The organism is Marinobacter sp. (genome assembly GCF_040882185.1).
Lineage (GTDB): Bacteria > Pseudomonadota > Gammaproteobacteria > Pseudomonadales > Oleiphilaceae > Marinobacter.
The window spans coordinates 81,752-99,029 of record NZ_JBBEBW010000006.1; the positions used below are offsets into that span (position 1 = coordinate 81,752).

Annotated in this window: 15 protein-coding genes; 5 read left to right on the plus strand and 10 right to left on the minus strand. The window is 56.0% G+C overall.

Annotation, left to right across the window (positions count from 1 at the left end; all coding sequences use genetic code 11):
- Window positions 1-191: 191 nt before the first annotated feature.
- Window positions 192-1,124, minus strand: coding sequence for a LysR family transcriptional regulator (locus WEB64_RS05620; protein WP_368059973.1), 933 nt, complete (start codon window positions 1,122-1,124; stop codon window positions 192-194).
- A gap of 139 nt (window positions 1,125-1,263) precedes the next feature.
- Between WEB64_RS05620 and WEB64_RS05625 the strand changes: the two genes are divergently transcribed.
- Complete coding sequence (locus WEB64_RS05625; protein WP_368059971.1) at window positions 1,264-3,024, plus strand: acyl-CoA dehydrogenase family protein; 1,761 nt, start codon at window positions 1,264-1,266, stop codon at window positions 3,022-3,024.
- A gap of 36 nt (window positions 3,025-3,060) precedes the next feature.
- Here WEB64_RS05625 and WEB64_RS05630 read toward each other — a convergent pair whose 3' ends face one another.
- The 5 genes from WEB64_RS05630 to WEB64_RS05650 all read right to left on the minus strand — a co-directional run bounded on the left by WEB64_RS05630 (window position 3,061) and on the right by WEB64_RS05650 (window position 8,333).
- Window positions 3,061-4,368, minus strand: coding sequence for a TRAP transporter large permease (locus WEB64_RS05630; protein WP_368059969.1), 1,308 nt, complete (start codon window positions 4,366-4,368; stop codon window positions 3,061-3,063).
- Window positions 4,365-4,871 carry a TRAP transporter small permease gene (locus WEB64_RS05635; protein WP_368059967.1) on the minus strand — a complete coding sequence of 169 codons (507 nt, stop codon included), beginning with the start codon at window positions 4,869-4,871 and terminating at the stop codon, window positions 4,365-4,367. The genes WEB64_RS05630 and WEB64_RS05635 overlap by 4 nt, the downstream gene beginning before the upstream one ends.
- 10 nt (window positions 4,872-4,881) lie before the next feature.
- Window positions 4,882-5,880, minus strand: coding sequence for an NADPH:quinone oxidoreductase family protein (locus tag WEB64_RS05640; RefSeq protein ID WP_368059965.1), 999 nt, complete (start codon window positions 5,878-5,880; stop codon window positions 4,882-4,884).
- An 82-nt stretch (window positions 5,881-5,962) separates the two neighbouring features.
- On the minus strand, window positions 5,963-7,153 hold the full coding sequence (locus WEB64_RS05645) for a CaiB/BaiF CoA transferase family protein (protein ID WP_368059963.1): 1,191 nt from the start codon (window positions 7,151-7,153) through the stop codon (window positions 5,963-5,965).
- 58 nt (window positions 7,154-7,211) lie between these two features.
- Complete coding sequence (locus tag WEB64_RS05650) at window positions 7,212-8,333, minus strand: C4-dicarboxylate TRAP transporter substrate-binding protein (RefSeq protein ID WP_368059961.1); 1,122 nt, start codon at window positions 8,331-8,333, stop codon at window positions 7,212-7,214.
- A 145-nt stretch (window positions 8,334-8,478) separates the two neighbouring features.
- Between WEB64_RS05650 and WEB64_RS05655 the strand changes: the two genes are divergently transcribed.
- The 4 genes from WEB64_RS05655 (at window position 8,479) to WEB64_RS05670 (ending at window position 12,492) form a co-directional block, all read left to right on the plus strand.
- Complete coding sequence (locus WEB64_RS05655; RefSeq protein WP_368059959.1) at window positions 8,479-9,270, plus strand: IclR family transcriptional regulator C-terminal domain-containing protein; 792 nt, start codon at window positions 8,479-8,481, stop codon at window positions 9,268-9,270.
- A gap of 148 nt (window positions 9,271-9,418) precedes the next feature.
- The gene (locus WEB64_RS05660) at window positions 9,419-10,099 is read left to right on the plus strand and encodes a nitroreductase (protein ID WP_368059957.1); all 681 of its coding nucleotides are present in this window, start codon (window positions 9,419-9,421) and stop codon (window positions 10,097-10,099) included.
- Window positions 10,100-10,109: 10 nt separating this feature from the next.
- Window positions 10,110-11,489: a hypothetical protein gene (locus WEB64_RS05665; RefSeq protein ID WP_368059955.1), complete on the plus strand. Its 1,380-nt coding sequence runs from the start codon at window positions 10,110-10,112 to the stop codon at window positions 11,487-11,489.
- Window positions 11,490-11,529: 40 nt separating this feature from the next.
- Window positions 11,530-12,492 carry an NAD(P)H-dependent flavin oxidoreductase gene (locus WEB64_RS05670; RefSeq protein WP_368059953.1) on the plus strand — a complete coding sequence of 321 codons (963 nt, stop codon included), beginning with the start codon at window positions 11,530-11,532 and terminating at the stop codon, window positions 12,490-12,492.
- Between the two features lie 101 nt (window positions 12,493-12,593).
- On the opposite strand, the gene WEB64_RS05675 is transcribed toward WEB64_RS05670, so the two are convergent.
- Genes WEB64_RS05675 through WEB64_RS05690 form a run of 4 tightly spaced genes read right to left on the minus strand, consistent with a single transcriptional unit; the run spans window position 12,594 to window position 17,246 of the window.
- Window positions 12,594-13,376, minus strand: a complete 783-nt coding sequence (locus tag WEB64_RS05675; RefSeq protein ID WP_368059951.1) for an enoyl-CoA hydratase/isomerase family protein — start codon at window positions 13,374-13,376, stop codon at window positions 12,594-12,596.
- A 16-nt stretch (window positions 13,377-13,392) separates the two neighbouring features.
- Window positions 13,393-14,481, minus strand: coding sequence for an acyl-CoA dehydrogenase family protein (locus tag WEB64_RS05680; protein WP_368059949.1), 1,089 nt, complete (start codon window positions 14,479-14,481; stop codon window positions 13,393-13,395).
- A gap of 18 nt (window positions 14,482-14,499) precedes the next feature.
- The gene (locus tag WEB64_RS05685) at window positions 14,500-15,663 is read right to left on the minus strand and encodes an acyl-CoA dehydrogenase family protein (protein WP_368059947.1); all 1,164 of its coding nucleotides are present in this window, start codon (window positions 15,661-15,663) and stop codon (window positions 14,500-14,502) included.
- Window positions 15,663-17,246: a class I adenylate-forming enzyme family protein gene (locus tag WEB64_RS05690; protein ID WP_368059945.1), complete on the minus strand. Its 1,584-nt coding sequence runs from the start codon at window positions 17,244-17,246 to the stop codon at window positions 15,663-15,665. The genes WEB64_RS05685 and WEB64_RS05690 overlap by 1 nt, the downstream gene beginning before the upstream one ends.
- Between the last annotated feature and the right edge of the window lie 32 nt (window positions 17,247-17,278).

The window sequence follows — 17,278 nt, forward strand, 5'->3', positions numbered from 1 at the left end:
AGCTTTAGCCTGTCATGACGAACAAACTGCCACCGGCTGAACCGATAGCGCCTTCAAACTAAACCTGCTATCTCAGCCAGTCAACGTATTTTCTATAATCGAATAAACAACAATTCTATAAAAGAAATGCTATTTTTATATAGCTTACGCCTGGGCCTCTGAAAACCTGGCTCACCAACAGTGGCATGGAATTATTCGCGAGCACCATCCTGGTCAAAAGCCCCATTTCGCTCTCGATGCTGTTCTTTCAGGCAGTCCAGTAGCAAGTTACGAATTTCCTGATGTGAATCGGTATCGCGGAGCCAGATGCAGTGCGACTGATGACGAGTGGTGGCGTCGGTAAGCGGCACAAAGCTTACGTTGGAAAATCCGGATTTGGCGAGCGACTGGGGCACCAGGGCAATGCCCATACCATTTGCGACCAGCGCGAGAATAGTCAGCCAGTGGGATACCTCATGACAAATCTGTGGTTCGACGTCGACATGATGAAACAGGCTGATAATCCTGTCGTAGTAATGAGGAGCCAGGTCGCGCCCAAACAGGATAACCGGCTCACTGGCAAGCTCCCTCACTGCGAGACTACGCCGGGCTGCCAATTGGTGATGTGCAGGTAAGCAACAGACAAAGGGCTCATCCGTCAAAGTTACCGAATCGATACCCTCGGGTAACGGCATAGAGTGGATGAAACCTATGTCGAGCTGCTCTTGCATTACAGCCTCAACCTGATCGGCCGAATTGCGTTCTATCAGTTGTATTTCAATACCCGGGTAGCGGGATTGCAGAAGCCTGAACAGTTCTGGCAAGCCGCGAAAGAGCATGGCTGGCGTAAACCCGAAGCGCACCAGGCCTGTTGCAGTGGAGGCAATTCGCTGCACCAGATTCTGTGACTCTTCCAACTGTTCAAGGATCCGGCGTGCCTGGCGCTGGAACGCCTCCCCTGCAGGCGTGAGAACAACGCGTTTGCTATTGCGCAACAGTAGCTTGACTCCCAGCTCATCTTCCAGGAGGCGAAGGCTCGCGCTCAGAGGCGGTTGAGAAATATGCAGACGTTGCGCTGCCCGGCCAAAGTGCAACTCCTCCGAGAGCACCACAAAGTATCGCAACTGGCGAAATGTCAGCGCCATAACCGTTATCTCCTGCTCATCTACTTTTTTAACCATACAGTAAACTGTATCAATGGATCCTAAAACAGTATTGGAAACCGGCCATTTACCCGCCTAATGTGAGGCTAAAGCCTATAATAAGTCCAGGAGGTAGACCGCAATGAAGGAAGAAACGATATACCGCAATATTCCCGATGCCCGGGGACAGAACACCTACCACAGCGACCCGAGCCTCTCCCAACTTCTGAGCATCTATTTGCCAGCGACGTTACGTCACCATCTGGAAACTCACTTTACCGAGATGGGGGCGCTAGCGGGTGGTGAGCTCGAAACGCTGGCCCTTGCTGCTGACAAGAACCCACCTGAACTTGCCTTGCGCAGCAGAAACGGTGCCGAGGTTCAGAAAGTCCACAAGCATCCTGCCTATCTGCGCCTGGAAGCTTATGCCTATGGCCAGTTTGGTCTGGCGGCGATGTCCCATCGTGGCGGGGTGCTTGACTGGCCGGAGCCCATGCCCCCGGTGGTCAAGTACGCTCTGACCTACCTGTTCGTGCAGGCGGAATTTGGTCTGTGCTGCCCGCTCAGTATGACGGATGCACTGACCCGCACCCTTCGCAAGTTCGGTGACGAGGCTCTGGTTAGTCGCTACCTTGAAGCTCTGACTTCTCAGAATATGGACGAGGCTTATCAGGGCGCCATGTTCATGACTGAGCAGGATGCTGGCTCTGATGTAGGTGCCATTACGACTGAAGCCAGATTAGTGGACGGCACGTGGCGCCTCTACGGCGACAAGTGGTTCTGCTCCAACCCTGATGCTGCTCTGGCGATGGTGCTGGCGCGCCCCGAACAGGGCGAAGGCGGTACCCGTGGCCTCACACTGTTTCTTCTGCCCCGGTATCTGGAGAGCGGTGAACTCAACCACTATCGCATCGTACGCCTGAAGGACAAGTTGGGTACGCGCTCAATGGCCAGTGGTGAAATCCTTCTCGAAGGTGCCGAAGCTTATGTCGTAGGAGAGCCTGGCCAGGGCTTCAAACAGATGACGGACATGATCAACATGTCGCGACTCTCGAACGGCGTGCGTTCGGCGGGATTAATGCGGCGCTCAGTCAACGAAGCGCTCTTTATTGCCCGCCATCGTCATGCTTTCGGTAGCCAACTCATCGAACTGCCCCTTATGCAGCGTCAGCTCAGCAAAATGATGGTCACCGCCGAGCAGGGACGCACGCTGGTCTTCCATACGGCCGATTGCCTGCGGCGCGCCGATGCCGGTGATAACCAGGCCGCCAAGTTATTACGCATCCTGACACCCATGATTAAATTCCGCACCACCCGGGATGCACGCAAGGTGGCCGGGGATGGGATGGAAGTACGCGGTGGCTGCGGCTACATCGAAGAGTGGTCAGACGCCCGAGTACTTCGCGATGCGCATCTTGGCTCCATATGGGAAGGCACCAGCAATATTGTTGCTCTGGATGTGTTTCGGTCGATCCGGCGTGAGAAAACGTTAGCCGTGCTTGCTGAGTATCTGAATCAGCGACTGCAGGAGTCGGCGCTGGAGCCCCATGAAAGTCGACTTTTGCAGGCCTTGCTTAACAAGGCGGTGGAGAGTGCGGAAGCGCTGGCACAGGACTCCGCCTGCGAGCAGGAGGCCAGACGGATCGCCAGCGGCCTGTATCACATCACCTCGGCCATTCTGATGGCATGGGAAGCTTCGCGGTTACCGGGAGACAAGCGGCGACAGGCGCTGGCGTGGCTGGTTGTGCGCCATAAGCTACTGCCACCCGACCCTTTATCGGTCATCAGAGAATCAACGGATGCGCTGGCAAAACTGCTCGACGAAAGCCCGATGACCGACGAACAGGTAAGGGCGCTGGTCAATACCGAAGAACTGGCTCGTGGTCAGGGGCTGAAGGGGTGAACACGCCCGCCCTGGAGACCTCAAGGTCTCCAGGCACTAATACATCAGCGAGGGCAGGAACAGGGAAATCTGCGGGAAAAACATCAGCAACGCCAGCACCACCGCCTCTGCTGCCAGGAACCACAACGTACCCCGGACAATGGTGCCGAACGGAACAGCATCTCCCACGCCGGCGCTCACCACAAAGAGGTTAAGTCCGATCGGCGGCGTCAGGAGTCCAATTTCAATAAACTTGACCACCAGCACGCCAAACCAGATCACATCGATATCAAAAGCGATAACAAACGGTGCCAGAACCGGCAGAGTCACCAGCATCAGGCCGATAGGGTCGAGGAACATCCCGAGAATAATATAAAAAACAGTAACGATCAGGAGAAAGATCCATAGCGCTACAGCATAGTCATCAACCCAGAGACCGATATTCATGGGAATCTGGCTCAGGGTCAGCATTCGACTGAATAACACGGCACCGATAGCAATCAGAAAAATTGAGGCGGTGCTTTTTACGGTCTCTGAGACCGCCTGCCTGAGCGCGTCCCAACTGAAGCTTCTTTGCACAACGGCTGCCACAATGGCGATAAAGGCTCCGAAGGCGCCCGCTTCGGTTGCGGTCACGGTTCCGGTATACAACCCGCCAATCACACCCGCCACAATAACTGGCAGCGGCCATGACTTCAGCAGCAGCATCCATTTCTCGGAGCGGGTAAAGCTATCACTGCTAACCGGGGCCAGCCCAGGATTTATCTTTACCCGCACAATGATTAACAGCGAGTATGCCACCATCGTTAACAGCCCGGGAATAATACCTGCCATTAACAACTGACCCACCGACGCTTCCATGAACACGGCATACAGCACAAACGGTATGCTGGGCGGAATAAACGCGCCGAGTGTACCCGAAGCCGCCACGACACCGGTTGCCAGCCCCGGATCATACTTTGCTCTGAGCATTTCCGGCACGGCGAGCCTCGACATTGCCCCTGCCATCGCCACACTAGAACCACTGGCGGCAGCGAAACCGGCACTGGACACGTTCGTGGCAATGGCCAATCCGCCAGGTAAGAAACTCAGCCACGCTTTGCCCGCATCGAACAGAGTCCGGGTGAGCCCCGTGTGAAAGGCAATAGCGCCCATCAGGATAAACATCGGGATGGCCGTCAAGGACCAGTGCGCGATGAACTGAAAGGTCGTGGACCCCATAAGTGAAAAGGCCGCATCCATACCCCGCAGGGCGAAAATACCGGTAAAGGCCGTCATCCCCAGCGACACTCCGATAGGGATTCGCAGAGAGAGCAGGACCAGCAGCAGACCAATACACGTCAGGCCAATCTGTATATTACTCATTGCCCTGCCTCCCGAGGCCCACCAGGTCGGTTACCCCACACAAAGCGGAACAGGTACAAGACCGAAAGCACAGAAAGAATGACACCCGCGACGGCAATCCATCGTGAGGGCCACACTGGCAGTTCCAGAAAAATCGCATCGACGGTTTCACTGCGGGTCCAGCTCTTCACGGCCTGCAGATAGAGACCGTAGGCAAAAATAGCAAAATAGACAGCCATCACCACCAGGCCAATCAGTTCGACAGCAAGGCGCACCCTGCCCTTCAGAAACTGCGCCAATACATCCACCCGGATATGGCCATCTTCAGTGGTGCAGGCAAAGATGCCCATAAAGACCGCCGCGACCATATAGTAATAAGTAACGACTTCCATCGTGCCAGGAATGTGCATGCCGAACCCCACCCGCAATAATACCTCTGCGGTTACGTGCAACATCATGAGGACGATAAGCACCCCTACCACCAGTGCCGTCCCATCGCTGAATTTCTTTAGATACCTGCCCACGACACACCTCTTATCTTGTTGTTATAACGACTTTTCCGATCGATCGACGACCAATTACGCAGTCAAGCGCTGCCTCGAAATCGTACAGCGCATACACTTCCGGCTGCCTGATCGCGAGATTGTTGTTATCTGCCTCTTTGAATAGCCAGGCCATCATTTCCTTGATCTGGAGGGCAAACTCATGCCTGCGATCCTGCTTGCCCCACCCCACATACTCCGAGAAGTTCACTCCGAAGAGGCTGATGTTCTTCACCAACAACAGATTGACCGGAACAGACGGGATATCGCCGCTGGCAAAACCCAGGGAGAGCATGCTGCCCTCGATAGCGGTGCAGCGGATTAGTCGTTCAAACAGTTCGCCACCCACCGGGTCGAACACAAGGTCTGCTCCCTTGCCACCGGTGAGGGACTTGACGCTGTCGATCAGATTGCCCGCCGAGTAATCGATTGCATGGGTCGCCCCGGCGGCCAGGGCCGCCTCAAGTTTCGATTCGGAACCCGCAGCTGCAATGACCGTCGCTCCCTTGAGTTGCGCCACCTGCACCGCCGCCAACCCAAGCGCCCCGCCAGCCCCGGTCACCAGTACCGTCTTGCCTGGCCCCACACCTCCCCGGCCTAACGCCGTCGCGGCGGTACCAAAAGAGAGCGGGATCGAGACCGCCTTTACTAACGGAAAGCCCGCGGGAACTCGATAGACCGTTGCCGGATCAACCACCACTTCCTCGCCGTAGGCGCCAGCATCTATTATCGCGGCCACAGGATCGCCGGGCTGAAACTCCGAAACGCCCTCGCCACATTCCAGAACGTATCCGGAAACCTCGGTGCCGGGAATGAACGGCAAGTTCATCTTGCGTTGATACTTGCCTGCAACCATTAACGATATGGCATAGCTGACACTGGCGAAGTGAACGGCAATCCGCACGCACCCCGGTTTCATTTCAGGAGCGGCAACCTCCGCCAGCCTGAGATCTTTGTAGGACGAAAACTTTTCACAGATTACTGCACGCATCGTTGAACCCACCTTTCATCTTCCGCCTTCTGTTTAACTCACTGAACTATTTACCGAACTATCCACTGAACTATTCATCGAACTATCGGGCCTGGATACAAACGTCCGACATCAGAAAGGTGTCAATTTCATTTTGGCTGTAACCCGCTTCCCGCAGTAATTCACAGGTATGTTGGCCCAGACCAGGTGCCGTGCTGAGGTCTTCAGCCTGAAGATCGGCTCCGGGGAATCGGGGCAATGGGATACTCCCGAAGGCTCCGTGGGCGACCATCGGCATCAGGTCAAGAAAGCGCACCTGTGGGTCCTGCTGTAATTCCTGATAACTGTTCAGGGGACCGCAAAGCACACCCGCCTTGTTAAGGCGCTCAATCCAGTCAGCGCGGGTACGCTGGACAAACACCTCTGCCAACATTCTGTGAACTTCCTCGGCATGGATCTGGCGGGATTCATTATCGGCAAAGCGAGGGTCAGCGGCCCACTCTGGACGCTCAACCGCCTGAGCCAGCGCCACAAACATTTCGTTTCGCAGGCACACCACGGAAATCATCCCGTCGCTGGTGGCAAAATTTCCTGAAGGTACCGTGACGTGTTTATTCCTGACACCTCCCTGCAAGTGGGACTCAATCAGTGGCATAGCCTGGAAGGCAGCGGCGGAACCCAGAAGGGACAAGTCCAGATGACGGCCCAGGCCTGTGGCTTTCTGTTCATGAATCGCCGCAGACAAGGCAAAGCCCGCGTATAGCCCGGCGATCATATCCACCGCCAGCATACCCACCCGCTTCGGGACGCCATCATCGGTCTCATTCATCACCGCCATGCCAGTAGAACCTTGCAGGATACTGTCCGAGCCGGGCCGTTTGGCGTGGGGCCCCGTGCTGCCAAAACCCGAAATAGAGCCAAGAATGATGCCCGGGCGCACCGACTCTAAAGCGGGATAGCTCATATCCATTTTGGCCAGCACGCCGGGACGAAAGCTCTCAAGTACGACGTCGGCACCACGCACCAACTGTTTGAGGATGGCTTTTCCTTCAGGTTTTCTGGCATCGAGACAGATAGCCCGTTTGCCCCAGTTTGCCGACACACTGAGCGAGCTATGCCCTTCGCGGGCAACGCCCATCACCCTGCCCCAATCGCCCTGAGGTGGCTCTACCTTCAGCACCTCTGCCCCCATCATCACCAGCATCTGGGCCGCGTAAGGCCCGGCCAGGCCCTGACTCATGTCCAATACACGCACCCCGCTAAAGGGTTTGAACTGCGTTACGCTTTCATTCATCCAAAAACCACCCTGAAAAGTAGCAATGCCAGCCACTAGAGCCGGCATTCTTTCGACATTAAAACGCCTTGTCGTAGATTTCCGTCTTCAAAAGCTCTGCGTATTCCGCCTCGGACAGTGATTTGCCTGCCAGCAGCTCTTCCCACTTTTCCAGGTTCTTCTTGAAATTCTCGACAATCTGCTCCGCGTTCTCAACTCCGCGTCCTGTGGCCGTCTCTGCCGCCCGTGCCAGTTGGGACTGCATGAACTCTTCACGTTGCTGCTTCATCGCATCGGATACTTCAACAAAGTTAACGCCTTCTTCTTTGGCCAGTTCCTTAACTTCGTTCTCTTCATCCTGGTAGGCGTAAATGGTACGGGCCAGACCAATAGACGCGGCGTCCACCAGGGCCTGTTGTTCCTTGTCGCTCATTTCCTGCCAGACAGATTCACGGATGTTCAACAGGGAGCCACCGAGAAACGCGCCCATGGGCAATTCAACCACACTGTTTGCCACTTCGATCAGGGACAGGGACTTGAGCCAGCTGGTCGCACCGATGACACAATCCAGCTGGCTACGCTCCATGGCCTCATAGGATTCACTATTGGGTATATTCACCGGCACACCGCCGATACCGGATACCCATTTGCCGATTTCCTCACCGGCTACACGCATTCTTTTGCCTTCAGGTTCAAATCCGGAGGCAAACTCGTCCTTACACATCGCCTGATAAGGTGGCGTGGCGTAACTGGCGAGGAATCGCACGTTGTTGCTTTCGTACTCTTTCAGACACTGGGGACAGTCATTCAGGATGGTGTCCACTGATGCGGCCGTAGCCACCAGGGAGTCCTGATTCCAGAATGACAGGTCGCTGATGGTGGTATTGGCGGGCACCGATGTCGGGAAATAAACGGTGACCAGAAAGCCACCGTCGATCATTCCGTCGGTAACAGCGGACAGCATGCCTTTACCGGATGCAGCGGCCCCGGAAGGGAAAAATTTGAAATCAATGCTACCGTCGGATCGCTCACGGGCCTCATCGATAAAGGTTGTAATGCCCTCACTGGTGGGATGCTGGGGCGGCAGATAGCTCGCAAAGGTAAGGTCACGGGCAGCGGCACCGGATGAAACGGCCAGGCCGGCGAGTAGTGCACAACCAGATGCTGCAGAAATCAGTCGGGATCTATTGTTGTTAGGCATGTATATGTCTCCGAATAGCTGGATTGCACGCAGGACCATGATGCTTTATTGTTCGCTGTGCGCACGTTATGTTCTTTCTGAGAACACGCTCAAGATAAGAGCAATTTTTGAGCAATGTCAAAGGATCTTTTCAGGTATAGAAAAAATGACTAACAGCCTTCAGAACGACGACAACGCCGTAGTGACGTCCTTTGCCCGCGGGCTGGACGTGATTCGGGCCTTCGGTGAGGGCGCGTCACGACTGACTCTGTCAGAGGTGGCGAGACGCTCGGAAATCTCCCGCGCAAGCGCCCGCAGACTACTCCACACCTTGGCTGCGCTGGGGTATGCCAACTCCGATGGCAAGCACTTCTGGCTCACTCCAAAAATTCTGGACCTGGGCTTTTCCTACCTCTCATCCATGGAGATATGGTCGTTCGCTCAGGGGCATATGGAAGAACTGGTACAAAAGGTTCAGGAATCCTGCTCGATCGCAGTGCTGCAGGGTTATGATATTTACTACGTGATGCGGGTTCCGACCCGGAAACTGCTCAAGAGCACGTTGAACGTAGGTAGCACCTTACCAGCGCATGTGGTCTCCCTGGGGCGCATTCAGCTGGCCGATCTGCCGCCTGAAGACCTTGACCACTACCTGAATACTCAGGAAATCATCCGCTATACACGGTTTACCATTACCGACAAGGAAGACTTAAAACGGATAATATTGGCCGACGGTGCAAAAGGCTGGTCCATCGTGGACCGGGAGCTGGAGGAAGGCATGTGCGGCATTTCCGTGCCCATCCGGAATCGGCATCACAAGGCGATTGCGGCAATTAACCTGACCATGCCTCCGAGCAAAGCAGCAGAGCCAGGGGTGCTGGACTACCTGCTGGAAGAGCTCCAGAAGACCGCCAGCAGGATCAACACAGAACTCAAAACCAAAGAGCCGCTGGGCTAAAACTGAGCTTATCCGACCGCTGTCAGTAAGCGCTCAAAAAGCCATTCCAAAACGGCATGGCTTTTATAGAAAATATGCTTTTCTCCACTGACCTTTATCTTGTTACCGTGTCAGTCTCAACAATCCATCTGATAATTTCGGGAATTCCATGACTACGCCAACAATGACACTGGTCGACGCCATCACGACTCGCCGCTCAGTAAGGGGCTTTCTTCCCGAGCCGGTGAGTGACGATGTCCTGACCTCGATTTTTGAGCTCGCCAGAACCTCGCCGTCCAACTGCAACACCCAACCCTGGACCTGCTACGTGGCCTCCGGCGAGTTGAAAGACCGGTTGCGGGAGCAGTTCCTGCAACGCCAGGAAGACGGCGTACCGGGAACTCCGGATTTTGGTTACGTGTCCAAATTTGAAGGTGAATACCGTAAACGCCAGGTGGATTGCGCCGTCGCCCTGTATAACGAAATGGGCATTGCCCGGGACGACAAGGCCGGACGCCTCCGGGCTGTGCGTCGTAATTTCGAGTTCTTCGATGCGCCCCACATCCTCTTCCTGGGCATGGATCGCAGGTTCGGCTCGACCATCGCTCTTGATGTGGGTATTTATGCCCAGACCCTGATACTGGCGATGAACGCCTTTGGCGTGAGCTCTTGCGCCATGGGCAGCATGCGCGCTTATCCTGATCTGGTGCGGGAAGCCTTCAGTCTCGACGAGCAGACGGGGATCCTGCTGGGCATCAGCTTTGGCTACGAAGATCCCGATGTGCCAGCCAACCGCACCCAGACTACTCGGGAGCCGTTGTCTGACACGGTGATGTTCAAGAGCCAGTAGGGGCCGCTTAGTGGCCCGTACCCTTTCGACATTTTGTCTGCTAACCGCCTGTTTCTGTGCTCTGGCACGGGAGTTCAGCGACTGGCTGGTTTTCAGTCCACTGGCCGGTGGCGCCCTCGTGCTGTTCGCGTTCCTGCAATGGCCGGGTATCAGCCTTACCTATCGGATTTTTGCCATTCTGGCGCCCGTGCTCGGGTTCGTACTCTGGATCAGGGGAGCGGTATCTGCTGCGGTCCTGGCGGAGGCGATTGACCGCTCGGCGTTCTTCACCTTATTCCTGACCTCTCTGGCGGTCCTTCGCGAATCCGCCAAAACGTCGCAGTTGGTAAGTCGCTGCGGAACGGTGCTGGTAAACCAGCCGCCGGGGCGTCGTTACCTGTTGATGGCGTTCGGCTCGCATTTGTTCGGTGTGATGCTGAATATTGGAGCGCTGAATGTTCTAGGTACGATGGTACGCCGGGCCATTCGGCCTGCCTCCGACCCCGAATCCCAGCGGATTGGCGGCATCCGCCGCAAGCGCATGTTAACCGCCACCATTCGGGGATTTTGTGGTGTACCGCTTTGGGCACCGACTTCCGTTACCATGTTGCTGGTGTTGTCCGGCATACCTGATCTGACCTGGGAGCAATACGCTCCGCTCGGCCTGCTCTGGACGCTGTTGTTCATTCTTTGGGGGGCGATATTGGATCGCCTTGCCTACAAACGACCCAGAGTGCAGTACGTCAACGGTGGTAATCTGAGCTATCTTATTCCCCTGGTGGGGTTGGTGGCACTGATACCCAGCCTCGCCTTCATGGTTTCACAGCTTACCGGGCTGCCGCTATTTTCAGCGTTACTGATCTGCGCGCCCGTCATCGGCCTGACCTGGATTTGGGTGCAATACAAGGGCAGACCGACCCGGATAAAAAGAGGCCTGCTACTCAGGCGTATGAAGAGATCCTTTCCCGAAACGTTCATTAACCAGCGTAATGAAGTGGTGTTGTTCGCCTCTTCCGGCTTTATCGGCGTGATTCTGATTCCGCTTATCGACCCGGTCGCCGCCAGCGAATTCCTGGCCCAGGCTAACATCAGCAATGCCACCCTGATGGTCGGTATTTCCCTGGTCATGCTGGCCTTTGCATTCATCGGTATTAACGCGATTATAACGGTGACGCTGATTCTGGGGGCATTGCAGCAACTGCCCGACCTCAACATTGCCCCCCAGGCTCAAGCTTCGGTAATTGCCATAACATGGGCGATTTTTGCGGGCGCTTCCCCGTTTACGGCGTCGTTACGTTTTATCGCCGGTTTTTCCGGTATTTCACCCCTACGTTTCGGTATCCAGTGGAACGGGTGGTTCAGTGCCAGCGTGCTGGCCATTATGTATGTGACACTCTATCTGGTGCTGTAACGTCCAGTCTTATATAGCCTTTTAACAGGAGCAAACTGCCATGAGCCTTCCAGATAACATCAAAGACCAACTGAGCCTTCCGGTGCTGTGCTCGCCGATGTTCATCATCTCCAACCCGAAAATGGTTATCGAACAGTGCAAGGCCGGGGTTATTGGTTCTTTCCCGGCGCTCAATGCGCGGCCAGCGGAAAAACTGGATGAATGGCTAACGGAGATCGAACAGGCGCTGGCCACCTACAGGGCCGAGAATCCGGACGCCAGGGTTGCACCCTACGCGGTCAACCAGATTGCCCACGCCACCAATGACCGGCTGGAACACGATATGCAGGTGTGCGTGGACCACAAGGTGCCTATTATTATCACCAGCCTGCAGGCCAACCCGAAGATCGTGGAAGCTGCCCACAGTTATGGCGGCCTGGTCTTCCATGATGTGACCAATATTCGCCACGCGAAGAAGGCATTGAGCATGGGCGTGGATGGCCTGATTCTGGTCACTGCTGGCGCTGGCGGCCATGCCGGCACGCTTAGCCCCTTTGCCCTGCTGGCGGAAATACGCAGCTTTTTCGATGGCCCGGTTATCCTCGGCGGCTCTATCACCAAAGGTCATCAGGTCCTCGCCGCGACAGTAATGGGCGCCGATATGGCTTATATGGGAACCCGCTTTATCGCCACCGAAGAAGCCAATGCCGAGCAGGCCTATAAAGACATGATCCTGGCCTCTTCAGCGTCCGATATCATCTATACCAATCTGTTTACCGGCGTTCACGGCAACTACCTGCGCGGCAGTATCGAGAAGGTCGGCCTGGACCCAGAAGACCTGCCGGTTTCTGACAAGAGCAAAATGAAATTCGGCTCCGCCGGGGGCAGCAAACCGAAGGCGTGGAAAGATATCTGGGGTGCTGGCCAGGGCGTGGGTGGCATTACTGAGATGGTACCGGTGTCGAAAGCCGTGGCGCAATTGCGTGATGAATATGAAGTTGCACGGCAGAAAATCACGAAGTGATTAATCAGGTCCTCAGAAGGATCTGAGCCAAAACGGCCATTTGCACCGCACCTGCAATTCTGGGTGCGGTACACACAGGAGGGCGACAGCAATCGCGGTGATCAACTGCGATTGAATTTCCCGGGACGTCGTTCGGTAACCGCTGCCATACCTTCTTTATGATCAGCCGTTTTCGCCAGCCATGCCTGTTCGGCAAACTCGTGTTCCAGCCGCTGTTTCAGCTCGTCCACCAGCCCTTGCCGGAGTGTGGCGCGGGTGGACTCAACCGCAAACGGCGCGCATTGGGCGATTTCAGTCGCCAGACCAATGGCTTCATCCCGCACCTGGTCTGAAGGCACCAATTTATCTGCCAGGCCATACTCATAGGCCTCTTCACCCTTGATCCGGCGTCCGGTTAACAGCATCAGATTGGCCCGCTGCTGGCCAATCAACCTTGGCAATACCAGGCTGATACCGAACCCAGGGTGAATACCGAGCTGCACAAAATTGGCCGCAAAACGTGCTTCCGGGCAAACTACCCGAAAATCCGGTACCAGGGAGAGCCCGAGACCACCACCAATAGCGGCCCCGTGAATGGCACCCACAATCGGTTTCTTACAGGCATACAGACGAGCCGCTGCCTTATAAAGAGTGATCGCGTTATTGGCTGCGTCCGGCTTGAACAGATCACTGCCATTGGAGGAAAAATCTGCGCCAGCACAAAACGCCTTGCCCTGGGCCGCCAGCACAATGGCCCGGCACTGATCGTCCTGCTCAAGTGCTTCGAACGTTTCGGCGATATGCTCGATTAACGACACATCAAAAAAGTTAAGAGGCGGGCGACGAATTTCCACCACCGCTACATGCTCAAACCACTGCACAGCAACATCATCAAACGATTTCATCTGTTGTCCTTGTTTGTTAGCGGGAAACAATGTCCCAGACCTGACTCTCGCTCTGGCCTGTGGGGCTGCCCTTTAACTCATTGGCGACGGCCAGGCCGATGCGTTCTGACCAATAGAATTCCGAGCCATACTCTTCGCGCCAGCTCCAGATCCGCCGGCTGTATTGTTGCAGCGGGTATTCGAAACTGAACCCCATGGCGCCGTGGCACTGGTGCGCCAATCGCGCTACCGTGCCGGCCGCTTCCGAGGCCACCACTTTGGCCGTCGCCACAGAGAGAAGCGTGTCGCCGTTGCTACTGAAAGGCTGCCCGTGTGCCGACAACTCCCGTACCGCTTGCTCGACCGCAGCATTCGCCAACGCACTTTCCCCTGCGATATCTGCCACCTTGTGCTGAATGGCCTGAAACTTACCCAGTGCGCGACCAAACTGCTGCCGCTCCTTCACATAAGCAACCGTCAGCTCGGTCATTCTCTCCATCGCGCCTGCAATCTGGCACGCCCGCACCAGGGCACAGAACTGCATTAATCCTTGCTCGGTGATGTCCGCTATCGCTGGCGATAATTCCAGCGGGCAAGCCTCATTTAACTGAACCCGTGCTCTCGATTCCCCGGCAAGACTTTCACGATAATCGATGGATACATTGTCTGCAGTAAAGGTGGCCATTCTCATGGTCCCCTGATCAGAGACAGGCACCACCAAACGCACAACGCCAGTGTGCATCGGAGCGTTCTCGACTACCCCATTGACCTTACCATCGTATAACGTCGGCAGGCTGCCACCGTCAAAGACCAACACCGACCAGGAATCCCCAAGCTCGAGCCCGCTTTCTGCCAGCACCCGGTTCGCCACCAACGTCTCTGCCAAGGGTGCGGCCAGGGCAAAGCTGGCCGACTGGCGAATAAGATTGAAGCCCAGCGCCAGGGAACCACCGACTCCTCCGGCGGCTTCCGGCACCCACGCCAGGGGAAGTCCTGCCTCAAGAATGGCCGTATGCAGCCTGGTGGGCGCGACACCGTTTTCGGCCGTGTTAACCACGTCCGCTCCACAATGATCCACAAACAGCCGTTGCGACGTGTCCAGAATCAGTTGATCCGTCTGTTCCATTTCAAACCCCATATTTGATCAGCGCAGCCCCATGCCCCGGGCGATAATACCTTTGAGCACTTCATTGGTGCCCCCGCGCAAGGTAAAGGAAGGCTGCCGCAACAGGCTGTCGGAGAGCAGGTAATGCAGCTCATCACCAAAGCTCTGCTTGAGCTGAATAGGCCAGAATTCGCGCAGGCGTTCGATAATGTCCTGTTCAAACCGGGTGCCAAGATCTTTCACCAGCGAGGCCTCGACTTCCGGGTAATGACCCTGTTCCAGCAACGCTGCGATGCCGAGAGACATAGCGCGTAACGCGCGGATTCGGGCAATCATGCCCCCCATCACTGCTGTCTGATGCCCGCTCATGGTTGCGGCTCCCTGCACGAAGGCTTTCTCCAGAACCACGAAGGTACTGAGCAGCCGCTCCGGGCCGGAACGCTCCAGGGCCAGCTCACTGGTAATCTGCTGCCAGCCTTCACCGACGGCACCCAGTACCGCATCCTCCGGCACAAACACCTTCTCAAAGTGGCTTTCATTGAAGTGCTCGACCCCGCTCATATCCCGGATACCACGCACGCTGACACCCGGCAAATCCAGCGGTACCAGAAACTGGGTAAGGCCTTCGTGACGCTTGTTGTCATTGCGCTCGCTGGTGCGGGTCAGCACAGTCATGTATTGGCAGATCTGGGCGCCGGATGACCAGAGTTTGGTACCGGTAATCTCCCATCCACCCTCAACCTTGTGAGCCCGGGTGCGCACTGACGCCAGGTCCGAACCGGATTCCGGCTCGCTCAGACCCAGTGCGACAAAACACTCCCCCGCCGCAATTCGGGGTAACAGGGTGCGCTTCATGTCCTCCGTTCCGGTTGCCAGGATCAAAGGACCACTTTGACGATCCGCAATCCAGTGGGCGTGCACCGGCGCGCCAGCCACCAGCAGCTCTTCGGTAATCGCGTAGCGGTGCAGCGCGCTCAGTTCACGGCCACCGTATTGCTTCGGCCAGGTCACGCCCAGCCAGCCTCTCTGCCCGAGTTTACGGCTGAACGCCGGATCAATACCCGAGCACCAACAATCGGTCACAGGCCGGAAACCGCCCTTGCGAATCTCATCCTGCAAAAACGCACGGACCTCCATACGCAAGCGCTCAACGCTTTCGTCGATAACTGGCGCGGGGAAGTTAAAACGAATGTTTTCCGACATCAGTTAATCTCCCCGGTAATCATTTTTTTAAGCTCTGTTTTCAGGATTTTATTGACTGTCGACACCGGCAAGGGCTGGTCCATAAATGTGACGGCCGTCGGGCATTTATAGTGGGCAATCCGCTCCCGGCAATAATCAATAATCTCCTGCTCCGACACAACGGAATCCTCGGACACCCGGATCACAGCATGGACCGCCTCGCCCCATTTCGGATGCGGCACACCGATCACGGCACATTCTTTTATATCCGGATGGCGTGACAGTATATTTTCGATTTCTATGGGGTAGACATTCTCACCCCCGCTGACAATCATGTCCTTCATGCGGCCCACCAGAAACAGGTAGCCGTCGTCATCCAGATAGCCGCTGTCACCGGTGTAATACCAGCCATCACTTAATACCGCCTGGGTTAGCTCCGGAGCCCGCCAGTATCCTTTCATTATATTGGCACCACGAGCGGCGATTTCCCCAACCTGACCACTGGCCAGGCGTTTTCTGTCAGGCCCGACCACCCGAATATTAACGTGCGGGGCAGCGCGACCGGCGGAGACCAGCCTTGCCCGTCGCTCTGGTGCCAGAGAATGATCTTCGCTGTTCAGCACTGATACCACAGGGGACGCTTCCGTCATGCCATAAGACTGGCCAAAGCGGGTACCCGGCAACACTCGCAGGGCCCGCTCCATCAGGGCCACGGGCATGGGTGCGCCGCCGTAGGTAATGAGGCGTAGGCTGGAGAGATCAAATTCCGGGAAACGGGGGTGGTCCAGGAGCATCTGCAACATGGTCGGCACAATCTGGGTGGTATTGATGCGGTATCGGTGCACCAGTTCCATCACCGAAACCACATCAAACCGGGACAGGATCACCGTATGAATACCCATCAGCGTAGCAGTGTAGACCCGGGAACCGGCTGCGGTATGAAACATGGGGCCTGCCAGCAAATGGGTCTCCCCTTCCTGCAACTGATACAGGGAGATACCGCCCATGGCGTTGGCAAACTGGTTGATATGGGACAGCATCACGCCCTTTGAGCGACCGGTGGTCCCCCCTGTGTAAAACAGAATGAGGGTATCGTCATTACCCCCAGGAACGGCTTCAGGCACGGCCGCCTGCTGCAGCAGACTGTCATAGGCCATCATGCCTTCCGGCACATCACCCGACCCGGCGTAAATAATCATCTCCAGCCAGGGGCACACCTGCTGGATGGCCCGGGCCTGCTCGATATGATGCTCGTCCACCACAAGGATGCGCGGCTCCGAGTCTTCCATACACTCGATCATTTCCCTGACGGAGAGGCGGAAGTTCACCGGTACAATAATCGCAGCCAGCCAGGGCACCGAGAAAAACAATTCAAAGCCCCAGTGGGTGTTATAGCCCAGGTAGGCTACCCGATCTTCATAACCAATACCCTGTTGCTCCAGAGCGCCCGCCATGGCCTTGCAGCGCGCGAAAGTCTCCCGCCAGCAGTAAGTTCTTCCTTGCCAGGAAACAGAGGGATTTTCTGGCCAGCAATCCGCTGCCTTTTCTAACCAGGCCATCGCCGATATTTCCGGTGTTTTGTCCCTGGCACCTGCTACTGACATGTATACCTTCTCCAGTTGAATTTATTCATTCG

Coding starts and splice junctions, on each gene's coding strand:
- WEB64_RS05620 (WP_368059973.1), bottom strand. CDS start 1,124: ATGGCGCTGACATTTCGCCAGTTGCGATACTTTGTGGTGCTCTCGGAG.
- WEB64_RS05625 (WP_368059971.1), top strand. CDS start 1,264: ATGAAGGAAGAAACGATATACCGCAATATTCCCGATGCCCGGGGACAG.
- WEB64_RS05630 (WP_368059969.1), bottom strand. CDS start 4,368: ATGAGTAATATACAGATTGGCCTGACGTGTATTGGTCTGCTGCTGGTC.
- WEB64_RS05640 (WP_368059965.1), bottom strand. CDS start 5,880: ATGCGTGCAGTAATCTGTGAAAAGTTTTCGTCCTACAAAGATCTCAGG.
- WEB64_RS05645 (WP_368059963.1), bottom strand. CDS start 7,153: ATGAATGAAAGCGTAACGCAGTTCAAACCCTTTAGCGGGGTGCGTGTA.
- WEB64_RS05650 (WP_368059961.1), bottom strand. CDS start 8,333: ATGCCTAACAACAATAGATCCCGACTGATTTCTGCAGCATCTGGTTGT.
- WEB64_RS05655 (WP_368059959.1), top strand. CDS start 8,479: ATGACTAACAGCCTTCAGAACGACGACAACGCCGTAGTGACGTCCTTT.
- WEB64_RS05660 (WP_368059957.1), top strand. CDS start 9,419: ATGACTACGCCAACAATGACACTGGTCGACGCCATCACGACTCGCCGC.
- WEB64_RS05670 (WP_368059953.1), top strand. CDS start 11,530: ATGAGCCTTCCAGATAACATCAAAGACCAACTGAGCCTTCCGGTGCTG.
- WEB64_RS05675 (WP_368059951.1), bottom strand. CDS start 13,376: ATGAAATCGTTTGATGATGTTGCTGTGCAGTGGTTTGAGCATGTAGCG.
- WEB64_RS05680 (WP_368059949.1), bottom strand. CDS start 14,481: ATGGAACAGACGGATCAACTGATTCTGGACACGTCGCAACGGCTGTTT.
- WEB64_RS05685 (WP_368059947.1), bottom strand. CDS start 15,663: ATGTCGGAAAACATTCGTTTTAACTTCCCCGCGCCAGTTATCGACGAA.
- WEB64_RS05690 (WP_368059945.1), bottom strand. CDS start 17,246: ATGTCAGTAGCAGGTGCCAGGGACAAAACACCGGAAATATCGGCGATG.